Source organism: Pseudomonas sp. (genome assembly GCF_030690725.1).
In the GTDB taxonomy this organism is placed as follows: Bacteria; Pseudomonadota; Gammaproteobacteria; order Pseudomonadales; family Pseudomonadaceae; genus Aquipseudomonas.
This window is the reverse complement of sequence record NZ_JAUYGD010000053.1, coordinates 193,937-210,440: the sequence shown is the minus strand read 5'-3', so window position 1 is coordinate 210,440 and position 16,504 is coordinate 193,937. Positions and strand designations below refer to the sequence as shown.

15 protein-coding genes are annotated in these 16,504 nt (G+C 63.1%); 5 read left to right on the top strand and 10 right to left on the bottom strand.

Annotated elements, in window-relative coordinates; genetic code table 11:
• Positions 1–140 precede the first annotated feature (140 nt).
• Together Q8O69_RS13605 and Q8O69_RS13600 are read right to left on the bottom strand one after the other, a co-directional pair.
• Positions 141–2,063 carry a M48 family metallopeptidase gene (locus tag Q8O69_RS13605; protein ID WP_305592849.1) on the bottom strand — a complete coding sequence of 641 codons (1,923 nt, stop codon included), beginning with the start codon at positions 2,061–2,063 and terminating at the stop codon, positions 141–143.
• Positions 2,064–2,080: 17 nt separating this feature from the next.
• Entirely contained in the window at positions 2,081–2,677 is a 597-nt protein-coding gene (locus Q8O69_RS13600) for a LemA family protein (RefSeq protein ID WP_160014708.1), read from the bottom strand.
• Positions 2,678–2,874: 197 nt separating this feature from the next.
• On the opposite strand from Q8O69_RS13600, the gene Q8O69_RS13595 reads away from it, so the two are divergent.
• From Q8O69_RS13595 to Q8O69_RS13585, 3 genes are read left to right on the top strand one after another with little or no spacing between them, the layout of a single operon-like run.
• Positions 2,875–3,465 carry a TetR/AcrR family transcriptional regulator gene (locus Q8O69_RS13595; protein WP_305592848.1) on the top strand — a complete coding sequence of 197 codons (591 nt, stop codon included), beginning with the start codon at positions 2,875–2,877 and terminating at the stop codon, positions 3,463–3,465.
• On the top strand, positions 3,462–4,340 hold the full coding sequence (locus tag Q8O69_RS13590) for an alpha/beta fold hydrolase (RefSeq protein ID WP_305592847.1): 879 nt from the start codon (positions 3,462–3,464) through the stop codon (positions 4,338–4,340). The genes Q8O69_RS13595 and Q8O69_RS13590 overlap by 4 nt, the downstream gene beginning before the upstream one ends.
• Positions 4,341–4,368: 28 nt before the next feature.
• On the top strand, positions 4,369–4,776 hold the full coding sequence (locus tag Q8O69_RS13585; RefSeq protein WP_305592846.1) for a PaaI family thioesterase: 408 nt from the start codon (positions 4,369–4,371) through the stop codon (positions 4,774–4,776).
• Here Q8O69_RS13585 and Q8O69_RS13580 read toward each other — a convergent pair.
• Positions 4,766–5,011 (bottom strand): hypothetical protein, encoded by a 246-nt coding sequence (locus Q8O69_RS13580; protein WP_305592845.1) that lies wholly within the window; start codon positions 5,009–5,011, stop codon positions 4,766–4,768. The two genes, Q8O69_RS13585 and Q8O69_RS13580, sit on opposite strands and share 11 nt — an antisense overlap.
• 198 nt (positions 5,012–5,209) lie before the next feature.
• Between Q8O69_RS13580 and Q8O69_RS13575 the strand changes: the two genes are divergently transcribed.
• Positions 5,210–5,866, top strand: a complete 657-nt coding sequence (locus tag Q8O69_RS13575) for an endonuclease I family protein (RefSeq protein ID WP_305592844.1) — start codon at positions 5,210–5,212, stop codon at positions 5,864–5,866.
• Positions 5,867–5,872: 6 nt separating this feature from the next.
• On the opposite strand, the gene hutC is transcribed toward Q8O69_RS13575, so the two are convergent.
• The 6 genes from hutC to hutI form a co-directional block, all read right to left on the bottom strand.
• Positions 5,873–6,586 (bottom strand): histidine utilization repressor, encoded by a 714-nt coding sequence (hutC, locus tag Q8O69_RS13570; RefSeq protein WP_305592843.1) that lies wholly within the window; start codon positions 6,584–6,586, stop codon positions 5,873–5,875.
• Between the two features lie 83 nt (positions 6,587–6,669).
• Positions 6,670–8,205, bottom strand: a complete 1,536-nt coding sequence (gene hutH / locus Q8O69_RS13565) for a histidine ammonia-lyase (protein WP_305592842.1) — start codon at positions 8,203–8,205, stop codon at positions 6,670–6,672.
• A complete protein-coding gene (gene hutU, locus Q8O69_RS13560; protein ID WP_305592841.1) occupies positions 8,202–9,884 on the bottom strand; it encodes a urocanate hydratase in 1,683 nt (560 codons plus the stop codon). The genes hutH and hutU overlap by 4 nt, the downstream gene beginning before the upstream one ends.
• A gap of 39 nt (positions 9,885–9,923) precedes the next feature.
• Positions 9,924–11,249: a YjiH family protein gene (locus Q8O69_RS13555; RefSeq protein WP_305592840.1), complete on the bottom strand. Its 1,326-nt coding sequence runs from the start codon at positions 11,247–11,249 to the stop codon at positions 9,924–9,926.
• 120 nt (positions 11,250–11,369) lie between these two features.
• Positions 11,370–12,308 carry a formimidoylglutamase gene (gene hutG, locus Q8O69_RS13550; RefSeq protein WP_305592839.1) on the bottom strand — a complete coding sequence of 313 codons (939 nt, stop codon included), beginning with the start codon at positions 12,306–12,308 and terminating at the stop codon, positions 11,370–11,372.
• Positions 12,298–13,533 (bottom strand): imidazolonepropionase, encoded by a 1,236-nt coding sequence (hutI, locus tag Q8O69_RS13545; protein WP_305592838.1) that lies wholly within the window; start codon positions 13,531–13,533, stop codon positions 12,298–12,300. The genes hutG and hutI overlap by 11 nt, the downstream gene beginning before the upstream one ends.
• Positions 13,534–13,803: 270 nt before the next feature.
• Between hutI and Q8O69_RS13540 the strand changes: the two genes are divergently transcribed.
• Positions 13,804–14,436, top strand: a complete 633-nt coding sequence (locus tag Q8O69_RS13540) for a HutD family protein (protein WP_305592837.1) — start codon at positions 13,804–13,806, stop codon at positions 14,434–14,436.
• Between the two features lie 228 nt (positions 14,437–14,664).
• Here the strand turns inward: Q8O69_RS13540 and Q8O69_RS13535 are convergent, their stop codons facing one another.
• Positions 14,665–16,443: an acyl-CoA dehydrogenase C-terminal domain-containing protein gene (locus Q8O69_RS13535; RefSeq protein ID WP_305592836.1), complete on the bottom strand. Its 1,779-nt coding sequence runs from the start codon at positions 16,441–16,443 to the stop codon at positions 14,665–14,667.
• Positions 16,444–16,504 lie beyond the last annotated feature (61 nt).

Sequence of the window (16,504 nt, the reverse complement as noted above, 5' to 3'; positions counted from 1 at the left end):
CAATGAAGGGGCGAACGCCCTAAAGGTGGTTGTTATTGGCCAGTTCAGCATTGCCCGGTTTGATGACCAAGGCATGACAGTGCGCCGCCGTTTTACAGTCTACCGCCCGCGGCGCAGGGTCAAGCCGCACCGCCGGGCGGTCAACCACGTGCGGCGAGCAAGGGCGGCATCGGGCAATCGAGGATATCTGCCACGGCGCGCATCAGCTCGGCCTCGGCGGGGTTGATCTGGCCGTCATGCTCGATGCAGCGCGCCATGGCCTTGAGCAGCTGCGGTTTCTGCAACGGCCAGAGCAGGCTCAGGCGGCGCAGCGCAGGTTCCAGCGCCGCCAAGCCACTGGCGCTGGCCGGCAGCAGTTGCTCAAGCGGGAACGCCAGCTCGCTGCCAGCATGCTGGAAAGCCAGCTGCGCGGCCGGCTCATCCACCCCGCCGGCGCGGGCCAGCAGCGACAGCACCACGCGAGTCTCAGCGGCCAGCTCCTGCAGCTGGTAGCGGCTGGTCTGCGCACGTGCGCCTTCGACATTGCGCTCGACAATCCGCAGCAGCGTCCATTCCAGCAGCGCGACCCGGCCGTCGGCACGAATCAGCAGAGCCAGATTGGCCTTGAGCGCGGCGAACTGATCGGCCGCCAACTGCTTGAGGGCCGGCATGGCCAGATCCAGCAACGACAAACGCATACCCGGCGCCAGCTGGCGCAGCGGCTCACGCAACTGCTCAAGCTGCGTGGCAACCTCGGCGGCGATACGCGGCTGCAACAGCTGTAATTGCTGCACAGCTTGCGTCTCGACAGGGTCGAGCAGCAGGCCGTAAAGCAATGCCTGGGCGCCGCTGCAGCTGTGCGCCGCCTCACTCAGGGCCAGATCCAGCTGCGCCAGGGTGCTGCGCGCGGCCAGCAGATGCGCGGCTTGTGGGTCGCCAATGGCGCCAATCGCCTCACTCGCCGCTGCGGCGCTCAGGCCGGGGACAAAGGCACTCAGGTCATACAGATTCACGGTCGAATCGCTGGCTGCCGCCACCGGCGTTGCCGCGCTAAGCTCGGCCACATGCGGGTAGCGGCCATCCCAGCCCGGAGTGATGCGGCGGATACGTTGATCTAGCGGTGGATGGGTAGCCAGCATGCCTTCCAGGGCCTGGCTGATGCCGGCGGCAAAATACATATGGCTGAACTCGGCGGCATGCCCGGCCTGCAGTTGTGAGCCATACAGATTGCCGCCGATCTTCTTCAAGGCCCCGGCAATGCTCTCCGGGTTGCGGGTGTACTGCACGGCCGAGGCATCGGCAAGAAACTCGCGCTGGCGGCTTACGGCGGCCTTGATCAGGTTGCCGAAAAAGGTCCCGGCATAACCCAGCACCCACAGCGTGACGCCGATGGCGAGCACGATCGCCACCGAGTTGTTACGGCTGGAGCGGCCACTGCGCCCGCTGCTGCGCAGCAGAAAACCGCCGATCAGGCCCAGCAGCAGAATGCCGTGCAGTACCGACACCAGGCGCGTGTTGAGGCGCATATCGCCGTGGAAGATATGGCTGAACTCATGGGCGATCACGCCCTGCAATTCATCACGACTGAGCTGACAGATCGCCCCACGGGTAATCCCGATCACCGCATCCTGCGGCGTCAGACCGGCGGCAAAGGCATTGATCCCGGCATCATCAAGCACATACACCGGCGGCACCGAGGTGCCCGAGGCCAGGGCCATTTCCTCCACCACATTGAGCAGCCGGCGCTCTTCAAGGTTCTGTGGCGACAGGTTGATCAAGCGTCCGCCCAGGCGCTCGGCAATCGCCTGGCCACCACGGCTCAGCTGCAGCTGCTTGTACAGACTGCCCAGCAACACCACGCCGATCACCACCAGCGCCACACAACCCACCAGTGGCCAACTGGGCAGCAGGCTGCCTGGGCCATCAAGCAGACCCAGCGAGTTCTGATCGTTGCCGAATAGCTGCCAGATCGCCCCCAGCGCCAGACTGGTCAGGCTGATCAGGCTAAGCACCGCCAGCGCCATCAGAATCAGCAGACGCCCGCTGTTACGCCGGGCGCGGTCCTGTTGCTCGAAGAAGTTCATCGTGCCGAGCCCTTAACTTAGAACGACACCTTCGGCGCTTCCTGAATCGCCGCACTGTCGGCGAACTCCAGCAGGCTGGCGTCCTGGGCGTGGCCAAAGCTGGCGGCCAGCAGCACCGGTGGGAATGCCTGCTTGTAGGTGTTGTAGGCCATCACCGCATCGTTGAACGCCTGGCGGGCAAAGGCCACCTTGTTCTCGGTGCTGCTCAACTCTTCGCTGAGCTGCTGCATATTCGCCGAGGCCTTGAGGTCCGGGTAAGCCTCAAGCGTGACGTTCAGCCGGCCCAGGGCGCTGTTGAGCAGCCCTTCCGCGCCACCCAGTTGCGCCATGCTCTGCGCGTTACCCGGCTGCGCCGCTGCCGCCTTGAGCCCGGTCACCGCGTTGTTGCGCGCGGCAATCACCGCTTCCAGGGTTTCCCGCTCATGGGCCATATAGCCCTTGGCGGTTTCCACCAGATTGGGGATCAGGTCATAGCGACGCTTGAGCTGCACTTCGATCTGCGCAAAGGCGTTCTGAAAGCGGTTACGCAAGGTCACCAGCTGGTTGTAAATGCCAATCACGTAAAAGATCAGCGCGGCGACAACCGCCAGAAAAATCAGCGTGGAGATGGACATGAGGGAAATCCTTATCGCATGCGGGAGAGAAGCAGATGGTAGCGGAAAAGCGCTAAAGGAAATGCTCACCGGCGCACTCTGCGCGGCACGCCTGAAGGTGCGTCGACAGCAAAGCCAACTTATGCCGCGCCATATCGGCTGGCTATGACGAAGAAAACCCTTGGCAAAATAGACCGACCGGTCTATATATTTAGCCCATGAAAAAGACCTCGACCCGCGACAAACTGATTCACGCCATGGCCGATGCCCTGCAACGCAAGGGGCTGCACGGCGTTGGTCTGAGTGAACTGCTGGAAATTGCCGGCGCGCCCAAGGGCAGCCTCTATCACCACTTCCCTGGCGGCAAAAGCGAGCTGGCGGTGGCGGCTATCGAGCATATCAGCCGGCATATCGACGGCCTGTTCAGCCAGCTTTTTGCTCAGCAAGCCGACCCGCTCAAGGCGCTGCACAACTGGTTGCAAGGCGCGCTGCAGCAGCTGGAGAGCAGCCAGTTCGAGCGTGGCTGCCCGCTGGCCACCATCGCCCTGGAAAGCGGGCCTGAGGATGTGGAGATTCGCGCCGCCCTGCAGCGCAGTTTTACCGCCGTGCGTCAGGCATTGAGTGCGCAACTGCATGCCTACGGCTACCCCAGCGAACAGGCGGATAACCTCGCCGCACTGTTTGTCGCGCTGTATGAAGGCGGGCTGCTGCAAGCCCGCGTGGCCGGCAGCAGCGAGCCGCTCAAGCGCGCCGCCACTGCCCTGTTCAACCTGACCCGCGAACAGTTTCCGGGAGGAGTCCGCCCATGAATACCCCAGCCATTCTTAGCGAAAGCGTGCAGCTGCCGGCACTCGACGGTTATCCGCTGACCGCCACGCTTTATCACGCCCCGGAGCCGGTGGCGCAGCTGGTGATTGCCGGCGCCACCGGCGTGCCTCAGGGTTTCTACCGACGCTTTGCCGAGTACGCAGCGCAGCGCGGCTACAGCACCCTGAGCCTCGATTATCGTGGTATCGGCCAATCGAAACCGACCAGCCTGCGCGGCTTTGCCATGGACTATCTGGACTGGGCGCACCTCGACCTGGCGGCCGCCATCGACCAGCACCGTCATCCGCAGCGGCCGCTGTATATGGTCGGTCACTCCTTTGGCGGGCATGCCTTCGGTCTGCTGCCGAACCATGATCAGGTCCAGGGTTTCTACACCTTTGGCACTGGTGCTGGTTGGCACGGCTGGATGCCCAAGGCCGAGCAACTGCGCGTGCTGACCATGTGGCGACTGATCGGCCCGCTGCTGACCCGCTACAAGGGCTACCTGGCCTGGAGCAAGCTGGGCATGGGCGAGGATTTGCCGCTGGGCGTGTACAAACAGTGGAAGCGCTGGTGCGGCTACCCGCGCTACTTCTTCGAAGACCCGCAGATGCCCGATCTCGCCGAGCGCTTTGCTCAGGTCAGCACGCCAATCATTGCCGCCAACGCCCTGGACGACCTGTGGGCCCCGCCCGCCTCGCGCGATGCCTTTATGGCCGCTTACAGCGCCGCGCCCTATCAGGCGCGCACCATCGACTCAGCCGCCAGCATCGGTGCCATCGGCCATATGGGCTACTTCCGTCCGGCGGCGCAGTCGCTGTGGGATGAAACGCTGAACTGGTTCGCCGAGTTGCAGGCGCAGCGCCAGGCCGCCTGAATATCCCAGAGCAAAGGAGGTTTCGCTGATGAACATGGTTCCGGCAGGTTTTACCCCGCTGTTTCGCAGCAGCCCCTTTCTCGATTTGCTCGGGCCGATCTACAACCAGCGCAGCGATAAAGGCCTGGTGATTGGCCTGCGCGCCGAGGAGAAACACTGCAATGCGCGCGGCCTGGTGCATGGCGGCGTACTCAGCAGCCTGGCGGATGTGGCCCTGGGCTATAACAGCGCCTTCGCCCAGGAGCCACCGACGCCGATAGTCACCAGCAGCCTAAGCATCGACTACGCCGGCACCGCCAAACTTGGCGACTGGATCAGCATCGAAAGCGATGTGCAGAAGGTCGGCAAAAGCCTGGCGTTTGCCAATTGCTACTTTGTCGTCGAGTCGGTGCGTATTGCTCGGGCGAGCGCGGTATTTAGCGTGATCACGCGATAGCTTCGGTAGGTCGGTAAGGATTATGCGGTTTGGCGAATGCCACAAAAACGTCGGGAGCGTTTTTGCGCGCAAGCCCCAGAGGGGTGAAGCGCATGGATGCGCTGAGCATAAAAAAGAAAACCCCGCATTGCGGGGTCTTTGCAGACTGTTTGCTGACATCCTTGATCTGCTTGCCATCCTGGCAGCTGTCCCACGTATCCCTGTTGCTAAAGTGCGCTTCCTGCGCGACGTCCATGGGCAGCAGATTAGTCGTCGGCCGGTTCCCGGCATAGTGGCGATCTGCAGCACGCTGTGTAAGCCATAGCTTACACAGCGCCTTTCCCAGCAAAACCGAGCAAACGCTTGGCTTTATTTTGTGACGCAGGTCTTGTTAGACTCGATCTTGTCTTACAAAAACAACAGACCCCGTCAACGGCGGTCATTGGGGCCACACATGCGCTCATTGTTTCTTGCCATCGGCTGCCTGGCAGCCAGCATCAGCCTACCCACCCTGGCCAACGGGCAGAACCAGCTTTCCGATCCCAAAGCCGCCGTGCAACTGTTCTGGAGCCAGCTTTATGGCCAGGGCGGCAGCACGCTGTACTGCGGTAAAGAATTCACCGAGGAAAGCGGCCAACTCAAGGCCAGCGCGATCTACAGCAGCAAACAGCTGAAAAGCGCGCTGCGCTGCGTCACCGACCGCCAGTGCGGAATCATGAACCCGCGCTACGTCTATATGGCCTCCGACCTGCACAACCTCTACCCGGCGCTAACCCGTGTCGAGCTGGTGCGGCGCAATGCGCAGTTCGGTGATCTGGATGACAGCGTGCCGAGCAAGTTCGCCGACATCGGCTGCGACATGAAAACCAGTTTCCAGCTGGTCGAGCCACGTGACGAGGCCAAAGGCAATGTGGCGCGTGCGATCTTCTATATGCATGTCGAGTACAACCTGCCCATCGTCGGCCAGGTGCAGATGTATAAGAAGTGGCACCAGATGGACCCGCCGGATGCCGAGGAAAAAGCACGCAACGACAAAGTCGCCAGCCTGCAAGGCACCCGCAACCGTTTTATCGACAATCCCGAACTGGTCGAGCAGCAGATCAATAACTGATCGGTTTTAGCGGCGCGGCTTGTGCGATGAGCGAATCTTATAGCGATCGCCCGGATGGATCAGCCGGGCGTAGCTGATCAGATGCTCATCCGACCAGGTCCGGCGGATCACGCTCAGGCACGGCGCGGCCACTTCGATAGCCAGCCAGTCGGCCACCTGCTGATCGACCAGCACCGCCTCGACCACATGCTCGACATCGGAAATCGGGCAGCTGCTAACCAGCACCTCGTTGGGCGTCTGCCGAGAGAAATCACTGTCCAGGTAATGCGGCACCCAACGCGGGTTGACGAAGCGGTCTTCCAGCTGGATCGGCACACCATCCTCGCGGTGCACCAGGATGCTGTGAAACACCTCCGCGCCCAGACGCAGGCCCAGACGCAGCGCCACTTCATCATCCGCCGCCAGCGCTTCACAGCGAATGATGTCGTTGCTGTAGGCATGCCCACGGCCGCGCACTTCACTGGCGATATTCAGCACTTCATGCAGCGATGATTCGGCCTTGCGGTCGGTGACAAAGGTGCCCAGCCCGGCCTGGCGCTGCAGGTAACCCTTCTGCACCAGATCGCGGATAGCCTTGTTGGCGGTCATCCGACTGACCCCAAAATCCCGCGCTAGCTGCTCTTCCGCCGGGATCTGATGATTGACCGGGTAAGCGCCGCTGTGGATGCGCTCCAGCAGAAACGCTTCAATCGCCTTGTAGCGCGGGGTTGTACTGCTCACAGCGGCTCCTTGGGTTGTTACCCGATGCGCGGATAATAACCGGCTTACCTGCCCTCTCCCACCATGGAGAGGGGTGCAACGGCTTACGCCAGAGACGGCAATACCCCGCTCGGCAACAACGGGGTCAGCACGCGCTCGGCGAGCAGGGCATTGGCAGCCTCGATATCCGGGGCGAAGAAGCGGTCTTCCACGTAGTACGGCACCTGTGCGCGCAACGCCTGGCGCGCCTGCTCGAGCAGCGGCGAGCTCTTCAGCCCTTCGCGGAAATCCAGGCCCTGGCAGGCGCCCAGCCATTCGATGGCCAGCACGCCACGGGTGTTGGCGGCCATTTCCCACAGGCGCTTGCCAGCAGCTGGGGCCATGGACACATGGTCTTCCTGATTCGCCGAGGTCGGCAGGCTGTCGACGCTGTGCGGATGAGCCAGGGCCTTGTTCTCGCTGGCCAGTGCGGCAGCGGTGACCTGGGCGATCATAAAGCCGGAGTTGACCCCGCCATTGGCCACCAGAAACGGCGGCAGTTGCGACATGTGTTTGTCCATCATCAGCGAGGTGCGACGCTCGCTCAGCGCGCCAATTTCGGCGATGGCCAGGGCGATATTGTCGGCGGCCATAGCCACCGGCTCGGCGTGGAAGTTACCACCGGAAATCACCTCGCCCTCGGCGGCGAACACCAGCGGGTTATCCGACACCGCATTGGCTTCCACCGCCAGCACCTCGGCGGCCTGGCGCAGCTGAGTCAGGCAGGCACCCATGACCTGGGGCTGACAGCGCAGCGAGTACGGGTCTTGCACTTTGTCGCAAGCTTCGTGGGAACGACCGACTTCACTGCTGTCGCCGAGCAAATGACGATAAACCGCCGCCGCATCGATCTGCCCACGCTGACCGCGAGCGGCATGGATACGCGGGTCGAACGGCGCCCGTGAGCCCAAAGCAGCCTCGACGGTCAGACCACCGCAGACGGTTGCCGCAGCGAACAGATCCTCGGCCTCGAACAACCCGCGCAAGGCGTAGGCAGTCGACACTTGAGTGCCGTTAAGCAGCGCCAAACCTTCCTTGGCCGCCAGGGTCATCGGCTGCAAACCGGCGATGGCTAATGCCTCAGCTGCCGGCAGCCATTCGCCGCGATACCGCGCCTGGCTTTCGCCCAACAGCACCAGCGACATATGCGCCAGCGGCGCGAGGTCGCCGGAGGCACCCACCGAGCCCTTGAGCGGGATATGCGGGTAGACCTCGGCGTTGATCAGCGCGATCAGCGCCTCGATCACCTGGCGGCGAATGCCAGAGAAGCCGCGCGCCAGGCTGTTGACCTTGAGCAACATGATCAGCCGCACCATGGCGTCATCCAGCGGCGCACCGATACCGGCGGCATGCGACAGCACCAGCGAGCGCTGCAGTTTTTCCAGATACTCATTGGCGATGCGGGTCGAAGCCAACAAGCCGAAACCGGTGTTGATGCCGTAAGCGGTGCGGCCCTCGGCGATGATGCCGTTGACGCAGGCGACACTGGCTTCGATGGCCGGGTAGGCCGACTCTGCCAACGTCAAGCGCAGCGGCGCCTGATAGGCGGTGCGCAGTTGGGCCAAGCTCAGTTGGCCGGGGGTCAGGGTAAACAGGCTCATGCATTGGCTCCTTGGGTAACGGCAATCATCGGCAGGTCCAGACCCTGCTCGCGGGCGCACTCTACGGCAATTTCATAACCCGCATCGGCGTGGCGCATCACCCCGGCGCCCGGGTCGTTGCGCAGTACGCGGCCGAGACGGGCGCGGGCTTCTGGCGTGCCGTCGGCGACGATTACCACGCCGGAATGCTGCGAGTAGCCCATGCCGACGCCGCCACCATGGTGCAGCGACACCCAGGTCGCGCCGCCTGCGGTATTCAGCAGAGCGTTGAGCAGCGGCCAGTCGGAGACGGCGTCGGAGCCGTCCTGCATGGCCTCGGTTTCACGGTTGGGGCTGGCCACCGAGCCGGAATCGAGGTGGTCGCGACCGATCACGATTGGCGCTTTCAGCTCACCGCTGGCGACCATGTCGTTGAAGGCCTGGGCCAGGCGTGCGCGGTCTTTCAGGCCAACCCAGCAGATACGTGCTGGCAAGCCCTGGAAGCTGATGCGCTCGCGGGCCATGTCCAGCCAGTTGTGCAGGTGGGCGTCGTCCGGGATCAGCTCTTTGACCTTGGCGTCGGTCTTATAGATGTCCTCAGGGTCACCGGACAGCGCCACCCAGCGGAACGGGCCGATGCCCTGGCAGAACAGCGGACGGATATAAGCCGGGACGAAACCGGGGAAGTCGAAGGCGTTGTCGACACCCTCCTGCAGGGCCATCTGGCGGATATTGTTGCCGTAGTCGAAGGTCGGCACGCCCATCTGCTGGAAGGCCAGCATGGCGCGCACATGCACGGCCATGGACTGCTTGGCAGCCTTGACCACCACGGCCTCCTCGGTTTTGCCGCGGGCCACGTAGTCGTCCCAGCTCCAGCCGGCCGGCAGGTAGCCGTGGCGCGGGTCGTGGGCGCTGGTCTGGTCGGTGACCATGTCCGGGCGCACGCCGCGCTTGACCAGTTCCGGCAATATTTCAGCCGCGTTGCCACACAGCGCGATGGACACTGCCTTGCCTTCGCTGCAGTACTTGTCGATACGCGCCAGCGCGTCGTCCAGATCACTGGCCTGCTCGTCGACATAACGGGTCTTCAGGCGGAAATCGATACGCGATTGCTGGCACTCGATATTCAGCGAGCAGGCGCCGGCCAGGGTCGCTGCCAGAGGCTGGGCGCCGCCCATGCCGCCGAGGCCTGCAGTCAGTACCCACTTACCTTTGAGGTTGCCGCCGTAATGCTGGCGACCGGCCTCGACGAAGGTTTCATAGGTGCCCTGGACGATGCCCTGGCTGCCGATATAGATCCAGCTGCCAGCGGTCATCTGCCCGTACATAGCCAGGCCCTTGGCATCCAGTTCGTTGAAGTGCTCCCAGGTAGCCCAGTGCGGCACCAGGTTGGAGTTGGCCAGCAGCACGCGCGGCGCGTCTTTGTGGGTTTCAAACACGCCAACCGGCTTGCCGGACTGGATCAGCAGAGTCTGGTTGTCTTCCAGGCGGGTCAGCACTTCGACGATCTTGTCGTAGCACTCCCAGTTGCGCGCGGCGCGGCCGATGCCGCCATACACCACAAGCTCCTTGGGGTTCTCGGCCACTTCCGGGTCGAGGTTGTTCATCAGCATGCGCAGCGGCGCTTCAGTCAGCCAGCTCTTGGCGGTCAGCGTGGTGCCACGGGCGGCGCGGATTTCGGTGTCACGGAAAAGGCTCATAGCAAGCTCCTTATCAACAGATCGTTAGGTGCGGGCGGCTTACAGCCAGCCCATGTAGAGCGCCAGGTAGCCCAGCGGAATGCTGAACAACAGGCTTAAGAACGTGCGCTGCAGCCAGACCAGCAACAGGTCGCGCAGGCGCAGGGGAATTCGCGTGGCCAGCACGCAGGGAATTGAGGCCGAGAGAAACAGCACGCTGCTCACCGAGACGATGGCGGTGACGAACTTGACCAGCCCGTCGGCGTCTTTCAGCAACATGGCCGGCAGGAACATTTCCGCCAGGCCGGAAGAAATGGCGCGGGCCACCTGCATCGGCTCGTTCAGGCCAAACAGCCAGGTCAGCGGGTAAAACAGCACGCCGAGGGCATCGAACAGCGGGGTGTATTTGGCGGCGAGCAAGCCGAGCAGACCGACGGCAAGAATGCTCGGCAGGATGGCGGCGGTCATGCGCAGGCCGTCGACAAAGGTCTCGCGCAGCGCACTAAGCAGCGAGGGCGCACTGGCCGCCTGACTGAGGCCGGCACGCCAAGCATTGCCGATGCGGCTTTCGCCCGCTTGCAGCTGCGGCTCGGGGCGGCTTTCGGAGGGCAGGCGCGACAGCGGGTAGATGCGCGCGCTGACGGCGGTAACGCTGAAGGTCACCAGCATTGCGCTCCAGAAATACAGGTTCCAGATTTCCATCAGGCCCAGGGTCTTGGCGATGATCACCATAAAAGGCGCCGACACCGTGGAGAAGCCGGTGGCGATAATCGCCGCCTCGCGCACGCTGTAGTGGCCCTGCTGGTACATGCGGTCGGTGATCAGCAGGCCCACCGAGTAGCTACCGACGAACGAGGCCACCGCATCGATTGCCGACTTGCCCGGCGTGCGCCAGATCGGCCGCATTACCGGCTGCATCAGCACACCGACCAGCTCCAGCAGGCCGAAGCCGATCAGAAACACCAGGGCCAGCGCGCCCAGCGGTACGATCAGCGCCAGGCTGAGCACCAGCTTGTCGAACAGAAACGGCAGCATGCCCGGCTGGTACAGCGCTTCAGGCCCGACACGCAGCAGATAGGCCACGCCGATCAGCAGACCGAACACCTTGAGCACGCTGAACACGGTGCGCGTCAGGTCGCCGCGCCAGCTGCCGCTGAACCAGGGCTGCAGCGCGCCGTAGAGCATAAACAGCATGGCAATAGTGATCACCAGCGGCCGTGCATGGGTTTGCAAGGCCGTGGCCGCATGGTCGAGGAGGATGGTCGAGCGCCCGCCGATTTCGAAGGGTACGAAAAACAGCAGCAGGCCGATCAGGCTGTAGCCGAGCAACCGGGCCAGGGCGCGAGCCTTGGACACGCTGGCAAACGCCGTGAGCTGTTCAGACATGACAGCTCTCCACGCGCAACAAACGGGGTGCCGCGCTGCCGCCGTGGCGGTGCTGGGTGAAGGGTGTCATCTGTGCATTCCTCTGTATTTATTGTTGTCAGGGAAGTGGCCAAGTAGCGCTTAGCCGGTCAGGGTCAACAGGTGAATCAGCCGCGCCGCGACCTTGGCAGTGCGGCTGTCGATGTCGTGTTCGGGGTTGAGTTCAGCCAGGTCCATCAAGCGCAGCTTGCCGCTGTCGCGCACGGTTTCCAGCAGCGGCTCAAGCAGCGCCAGCGGCACGCCACGCGCTGCCGGGGCGCTGACGCCCGGGGCTTCGCAGGCCGGCAGCACGTCGATATCGATGGTCAGATAGATCGCGTCGCAACCGGCGATAAAGGACTGCAACTCGGCACTAAGCGCCGTCAGGCTGCCTTCGCGAATCTCGCGATCTTCACGCACCAGCACATTGAGTTCGGCGGCGCGTTGAAACAGGGCGCGGGTATTGCTGGCGCGGCTGACGCCGAGGCAGGCATAGGCGAATGGCCAGCCACGGGCGGCGCACTGCTCGGCGATCTGCGCGAACGGCGTGCCGGAAGAGCGGGCGTGGGCCGGGTCGCGCAGATCAAAATGCGCATCGAAATTGATAATGCCGATTCGAGGTTTTCCACCAGCTAAGTGTTCGGCAATACCCTGCCAGCTGCCGAAGGCCACCTCATGGCCGCCCCCGAGAACGATGGGCAGATGTCCGGCATCCAGCAGCGCGCAGACGTTGTGAGCGAGGCGCGCCTGAGCGCTTTCCAGATCGCCATCGGTGCACAGCACATCACCGGCGTCATAGGCCGCACCCTGGCGATGCCAGGCAAGGTTGGCCAACGCCTTGCGTATCGCCAGCGGCCCATTTACCGCGCCAACGCGGCCATGGTTGCGCCGCACGCCTTCGTCGCTGGCGAAACCGAGCAGGGCGACGCCAGGCTGGCTGTCCACGCTGAGCGCCTGGATGCGCTGATGCCAGCGCGGGCTGTCGGCCTCTGGGTCGACGCGGCCCTGCCAGAGCTGCATGGAATTGCGATCAGCGTGCATGGCTGTTGACCTCTTTGCTGTAGCTAATGGCGCCGTTGAAGATGCGCTGACGCAGCCGCCCCGGCTGGACCGCATAGGCCAGTTCGGCAGGTTGCTGCACATCCCACAGGCACAGATCGGCGGGGGCCCCAACCTCGATCCGCCCGAGATCTGGGCGGCCGAGAGCGCGGGCGGCGTGGGCGGTCATACCGGCCAGGGCTTCGCGCGGGGTCAAACGGAACAGGGTGCAGGCTTGGTTAAGGGTCAGGGTTGGAAAGCAGATCGGCGAGGTGCCGGGGTTGGCATCGCTGGCCAGGGCCATCGGCACGTTGTACTGACGCAGCAGCGCGATGGGCGGCAGCTGGGTTTCGCGCAGGGTATAAAAGGCCCCTGGCAACAGAGTGGCCACGGTGCCAGCAGCGGCCATGGCTTGAACCCCGGCCTCGTCGAGAAACTCGATATGGTCGGCCGAGAGGCCCTGATAGCGCGCGGCCAGGGCACTGGCGCCCTGATTGGACAGCTGCTCGGCGTGCACCTTGATCGGCAGGCCGTGACGTTGCGCAGCCTGGAACACCAGCTCGCACTGCGCCGGGCTAAAGGCAATGTTTTCGCAGAACACATCCACCGCATCGACCAGGCCTTCGGCAACAGCCGCCGGGATCATCTCGTTGCACACCAGAGCGATATAGCCATCGCTGTCGCCGACGAACTCCGCCGGCAAGGCGTGGGCGCCGAGCAAGGTAGTGGTGATGCGCAGCGGCAGCAGCTCGCCGAGGCGGCGGGCGACGCGCAGCATCTTCAATTCATCAGCGGTGCTGAGGCCGTAGCCGGATTTGATTTCCAGGGTGGTCACACCGTCGTCCAGCAGCGCCTGCAAACGCGGCAGGCTCTGCGCCAGCAGCTCGTCCTCGCTGGCCGCACGGGTGGCGCGCACGGTACTGAGAATACCGCCGCCGGCCTTGGCGATCTCGGCGTAGCTGACGCCCTCAAGACGCTGCTCGAATTCAGCGGCGCGGTTGCCGGCGTACACCAGATGCGTGTGGCAATCCACCAGACCCGGGGTCATCACCCCGCCGTGCCCGGCTTCGAGCGCGCCTTCAGCCATAGCTTCAGGAAACGCGCTGGTAGGCCACAGTCCCGCGACCTTGCCATCCGCCACCAGCAGATTGACCGGCTCAGCCAGCGTCGTCAGGCCATCAAAGAGGCAGAGCTCGCGCCAAAGCAGGCGCGGGGCGGACGGGGACATGGGACTCTCCTTGAGCGAACTTGTATATACAATAAAATTCGACCATGCAGTCGTCAACCCCGTTCGTCAGCCAAAAATCACTGCCGTGCTACAACCGTCATATGCCCGCGCTAAAGCATAACCAAAGAAACCGCCGAGATAGACGGCGCATGCTGTGCAACAGTAAAGTCCAGCAGCAGACGAACGGCAGCGCTCGCCTGGCACAGCCTCTGTGCAGCCGCAAAACGTTAATGTATATACATATGCAAAAAGCCTGTATGAGCAACCGCCGTGAGCATCCGTATTATCGACAGCAGCACCGCCCGCCAACTGCCGTGGAAGAACGGCAAGGGTGTAACCCTGGAACTGGCCATCGCGCCGACTGACGCGGATCTAAACAACTTTGAGTGGCGTATTAGCAGCGCGCGGGTGGAGAGCGCCGACCCCTTCTCGCATTACCCCGGCATCGACCGCAGCCTGGGCTTGCTCTGCGGCGCGGGCCTGCGCCTGAATCTGCCCGAGCAGATCAGCCTTGAGCTCGATAGCCACACCCCGGTGGTGGCCTTTCCCGGCGAGCTGGATGTGCAGGCCGAGCTGCTTGATGGCCCGGTGCAGGACTTCAATCTGATGAGCCGGCGCAACCGCTGGCAACAGCGCCTGGAATACCGCGAGCTGCAGGGCCAGCAGTGGCTCGACAGCAGCGCGGTGCTGTTTATCTACTGCTGCAGCGGCGCAGGCCTGACGTGCGCCAGGGCCGACACCGCGCCCGTGAGCCTGAACGCCGGGCAAGGCTTGCTGGTGCAAGACGAAGCCATCCCCTGGCAGCTGACCAGCCATGGCCGCAGCGGCCTCTATTTGGCGCGACTGGAGCCGTGCAGCGCCGGGCAGGACGCCATTGATCGGCTAAGAGATAACTGGGTTTAGCGCCAGACAAATCCAGGCCCTTAAACGCAAAAGCCCCGGCACTGGGCCGGGGCTCTGGTTTATAGACCGTAGGATGGGTGCTAACCCATCAATTGGCTGATGGGTTCGCACCCATCCTACGGCTTTGAGCACAAAAAAATGCCGCTTCCCAGGCAAGGGAAAGCGGCATTTTTCTTATGTGAACAGCATTAGGCGCTGTGCCAGAGTTTTGTTGTTACCAAGCAATCTTTAGAACTGCGCAGCGTCGAGCAGGTACAGGCTTTCGCTACCAGCCTTGACCGATGCAGTCAGCGAGTGGATACGCGGCAGCAGGCGGGCGAAGAAGAAACGCGCGGTGCCCAGTTTGCTGACGTAGAACTCGTCCTGATCCTGCTTGGCCAGCGCGGTGCGTGCCATCAGGGCCCACATGTAGGCATAGGCGGTGTAACCAAACACTTGCAGGTACTCAACCGAGGCAGCGCCGACTTCATTCGGGTTGGCCTTGGCGCGTTCCAGCAGGTCGGCGGTCATCAGTTCCAGGTTGGCGATGGCGCCTTTCAGCGGCTCGATAAATTCGGCCAGGCTGCTGTCGGCGGAATCGGTGAAGGCTTTGATCTCTTCGGCGAAGTGCTTGTAGAACGCACCGCCGCTGCCGACCACTTTACGGCCGACCAGATCGAGCGCCTGGATACCGTTGGTGCCTTCGTAGATCTGGGTGATGCGGCAGTCGCGGATCAGCTGCTCCTGACCCCACTCACGGATATAACCGTGGCCGCCGAAAATCTGCTGGCCGTGGGTGGTGGTTTCCAGCGCCATATCGGTGAGGAAGGCTTTAGCTACCGGAGTCAGCAAAGCAACCAGCTCTTCGGCGCGCTTGCGGGTGGCGGGCTCGATGCTGTACTTGGCGGTGTCGAGCTGCATGGCCACGTAGCTGGAGAAGGCACGGCCGCCTTCGTTCAGCGCTTTCATGGTCAGCAGCATGCGACGCACATCCGGGTGCACGATGATCGGGTCGGCGGCTTTGTCTTTAGCCACCGGGCCAGTCGGCGCGCGGCTCTGGATACGGTCGCGGGCGTATTCCACGGCGTTCTGGTAGCTGCGTTCGCCCAGGGACAGGCCCTGGATACCAACGCCCAGACGCTCGTAGTTCATCATGGTGAACATGGCGGCGAGGCCCTTGTTCGGCGCATCGACGATCCAGCCGGTAGCACCGTCGAAGTTCATCACGCAGGTGGCCGAGGCCTTGATACCCATCTTGTGTTCGATGGAGCCGCAGGACAGGCTGTTCTGCTCGCCCAAGGAACCGTCGGCGTTGACCATAAACTTCGGCACCAGGAACAGCGAGATACCTTTCGGGCCCGCTGGGGCGTCCGGCAGCTTGGCCAGTACCAGGTGGATGATGTTCTCGGTCAGGTCGTGCTCACCGCCGGTGATAAAGATCTTGGTGCCGGAAACCTTGAAGCTGCCATCAGCCTGCGGCTCGGCCTTGGTGCGGATGATGCCCAGGTCGGTGCCGGCATGCGGCTCGGTCAGGCACATGGAGCCTGCCCATACGCCGGAATACATGTTCGGCAGGTATTTCTCTTTCAGCTCTTCGCTGGCGTGGGCGTTGATCGACAGGCAGGCACCGGCGGTCAGCATCGGGTACAGGCCGAACGACAGGTTGGCCGAGTTGACCATTTCTTCGACCTGGGCCGAGATCGCCTTGGGCATGCCCATACCGCCGAATACCGGGTCGCCACCAACGCCAACCCAGCCGCCTTCGGCGTAGGTTTTGTAGGCTTCCGGGAAGCCGGCCGGGGTTTTCACCGAGCCATTTGCCCAGGAGCAACCTTCTTCGTCGCCACTGCGGTTCAGCGGGGCGATTACGCCGCCAGTGACCTTGCCGGCTTCTTCGAGAATGGCCGCGGCAGTGTCTTCATCAACCACTTCAGCCAAGGCCGGCAACTGGGCCCACAGCTTGGAAACTTCAAACACTTCATTGAGCACGAAGCGCATATCGCGTAGGGGAGCTTTGTAGTCAGCCATGGGGCAATTCCTCGAACGAGCAGCAGATGTGAAGCAGTAGGTGTAAAGATGTGCACCGAGT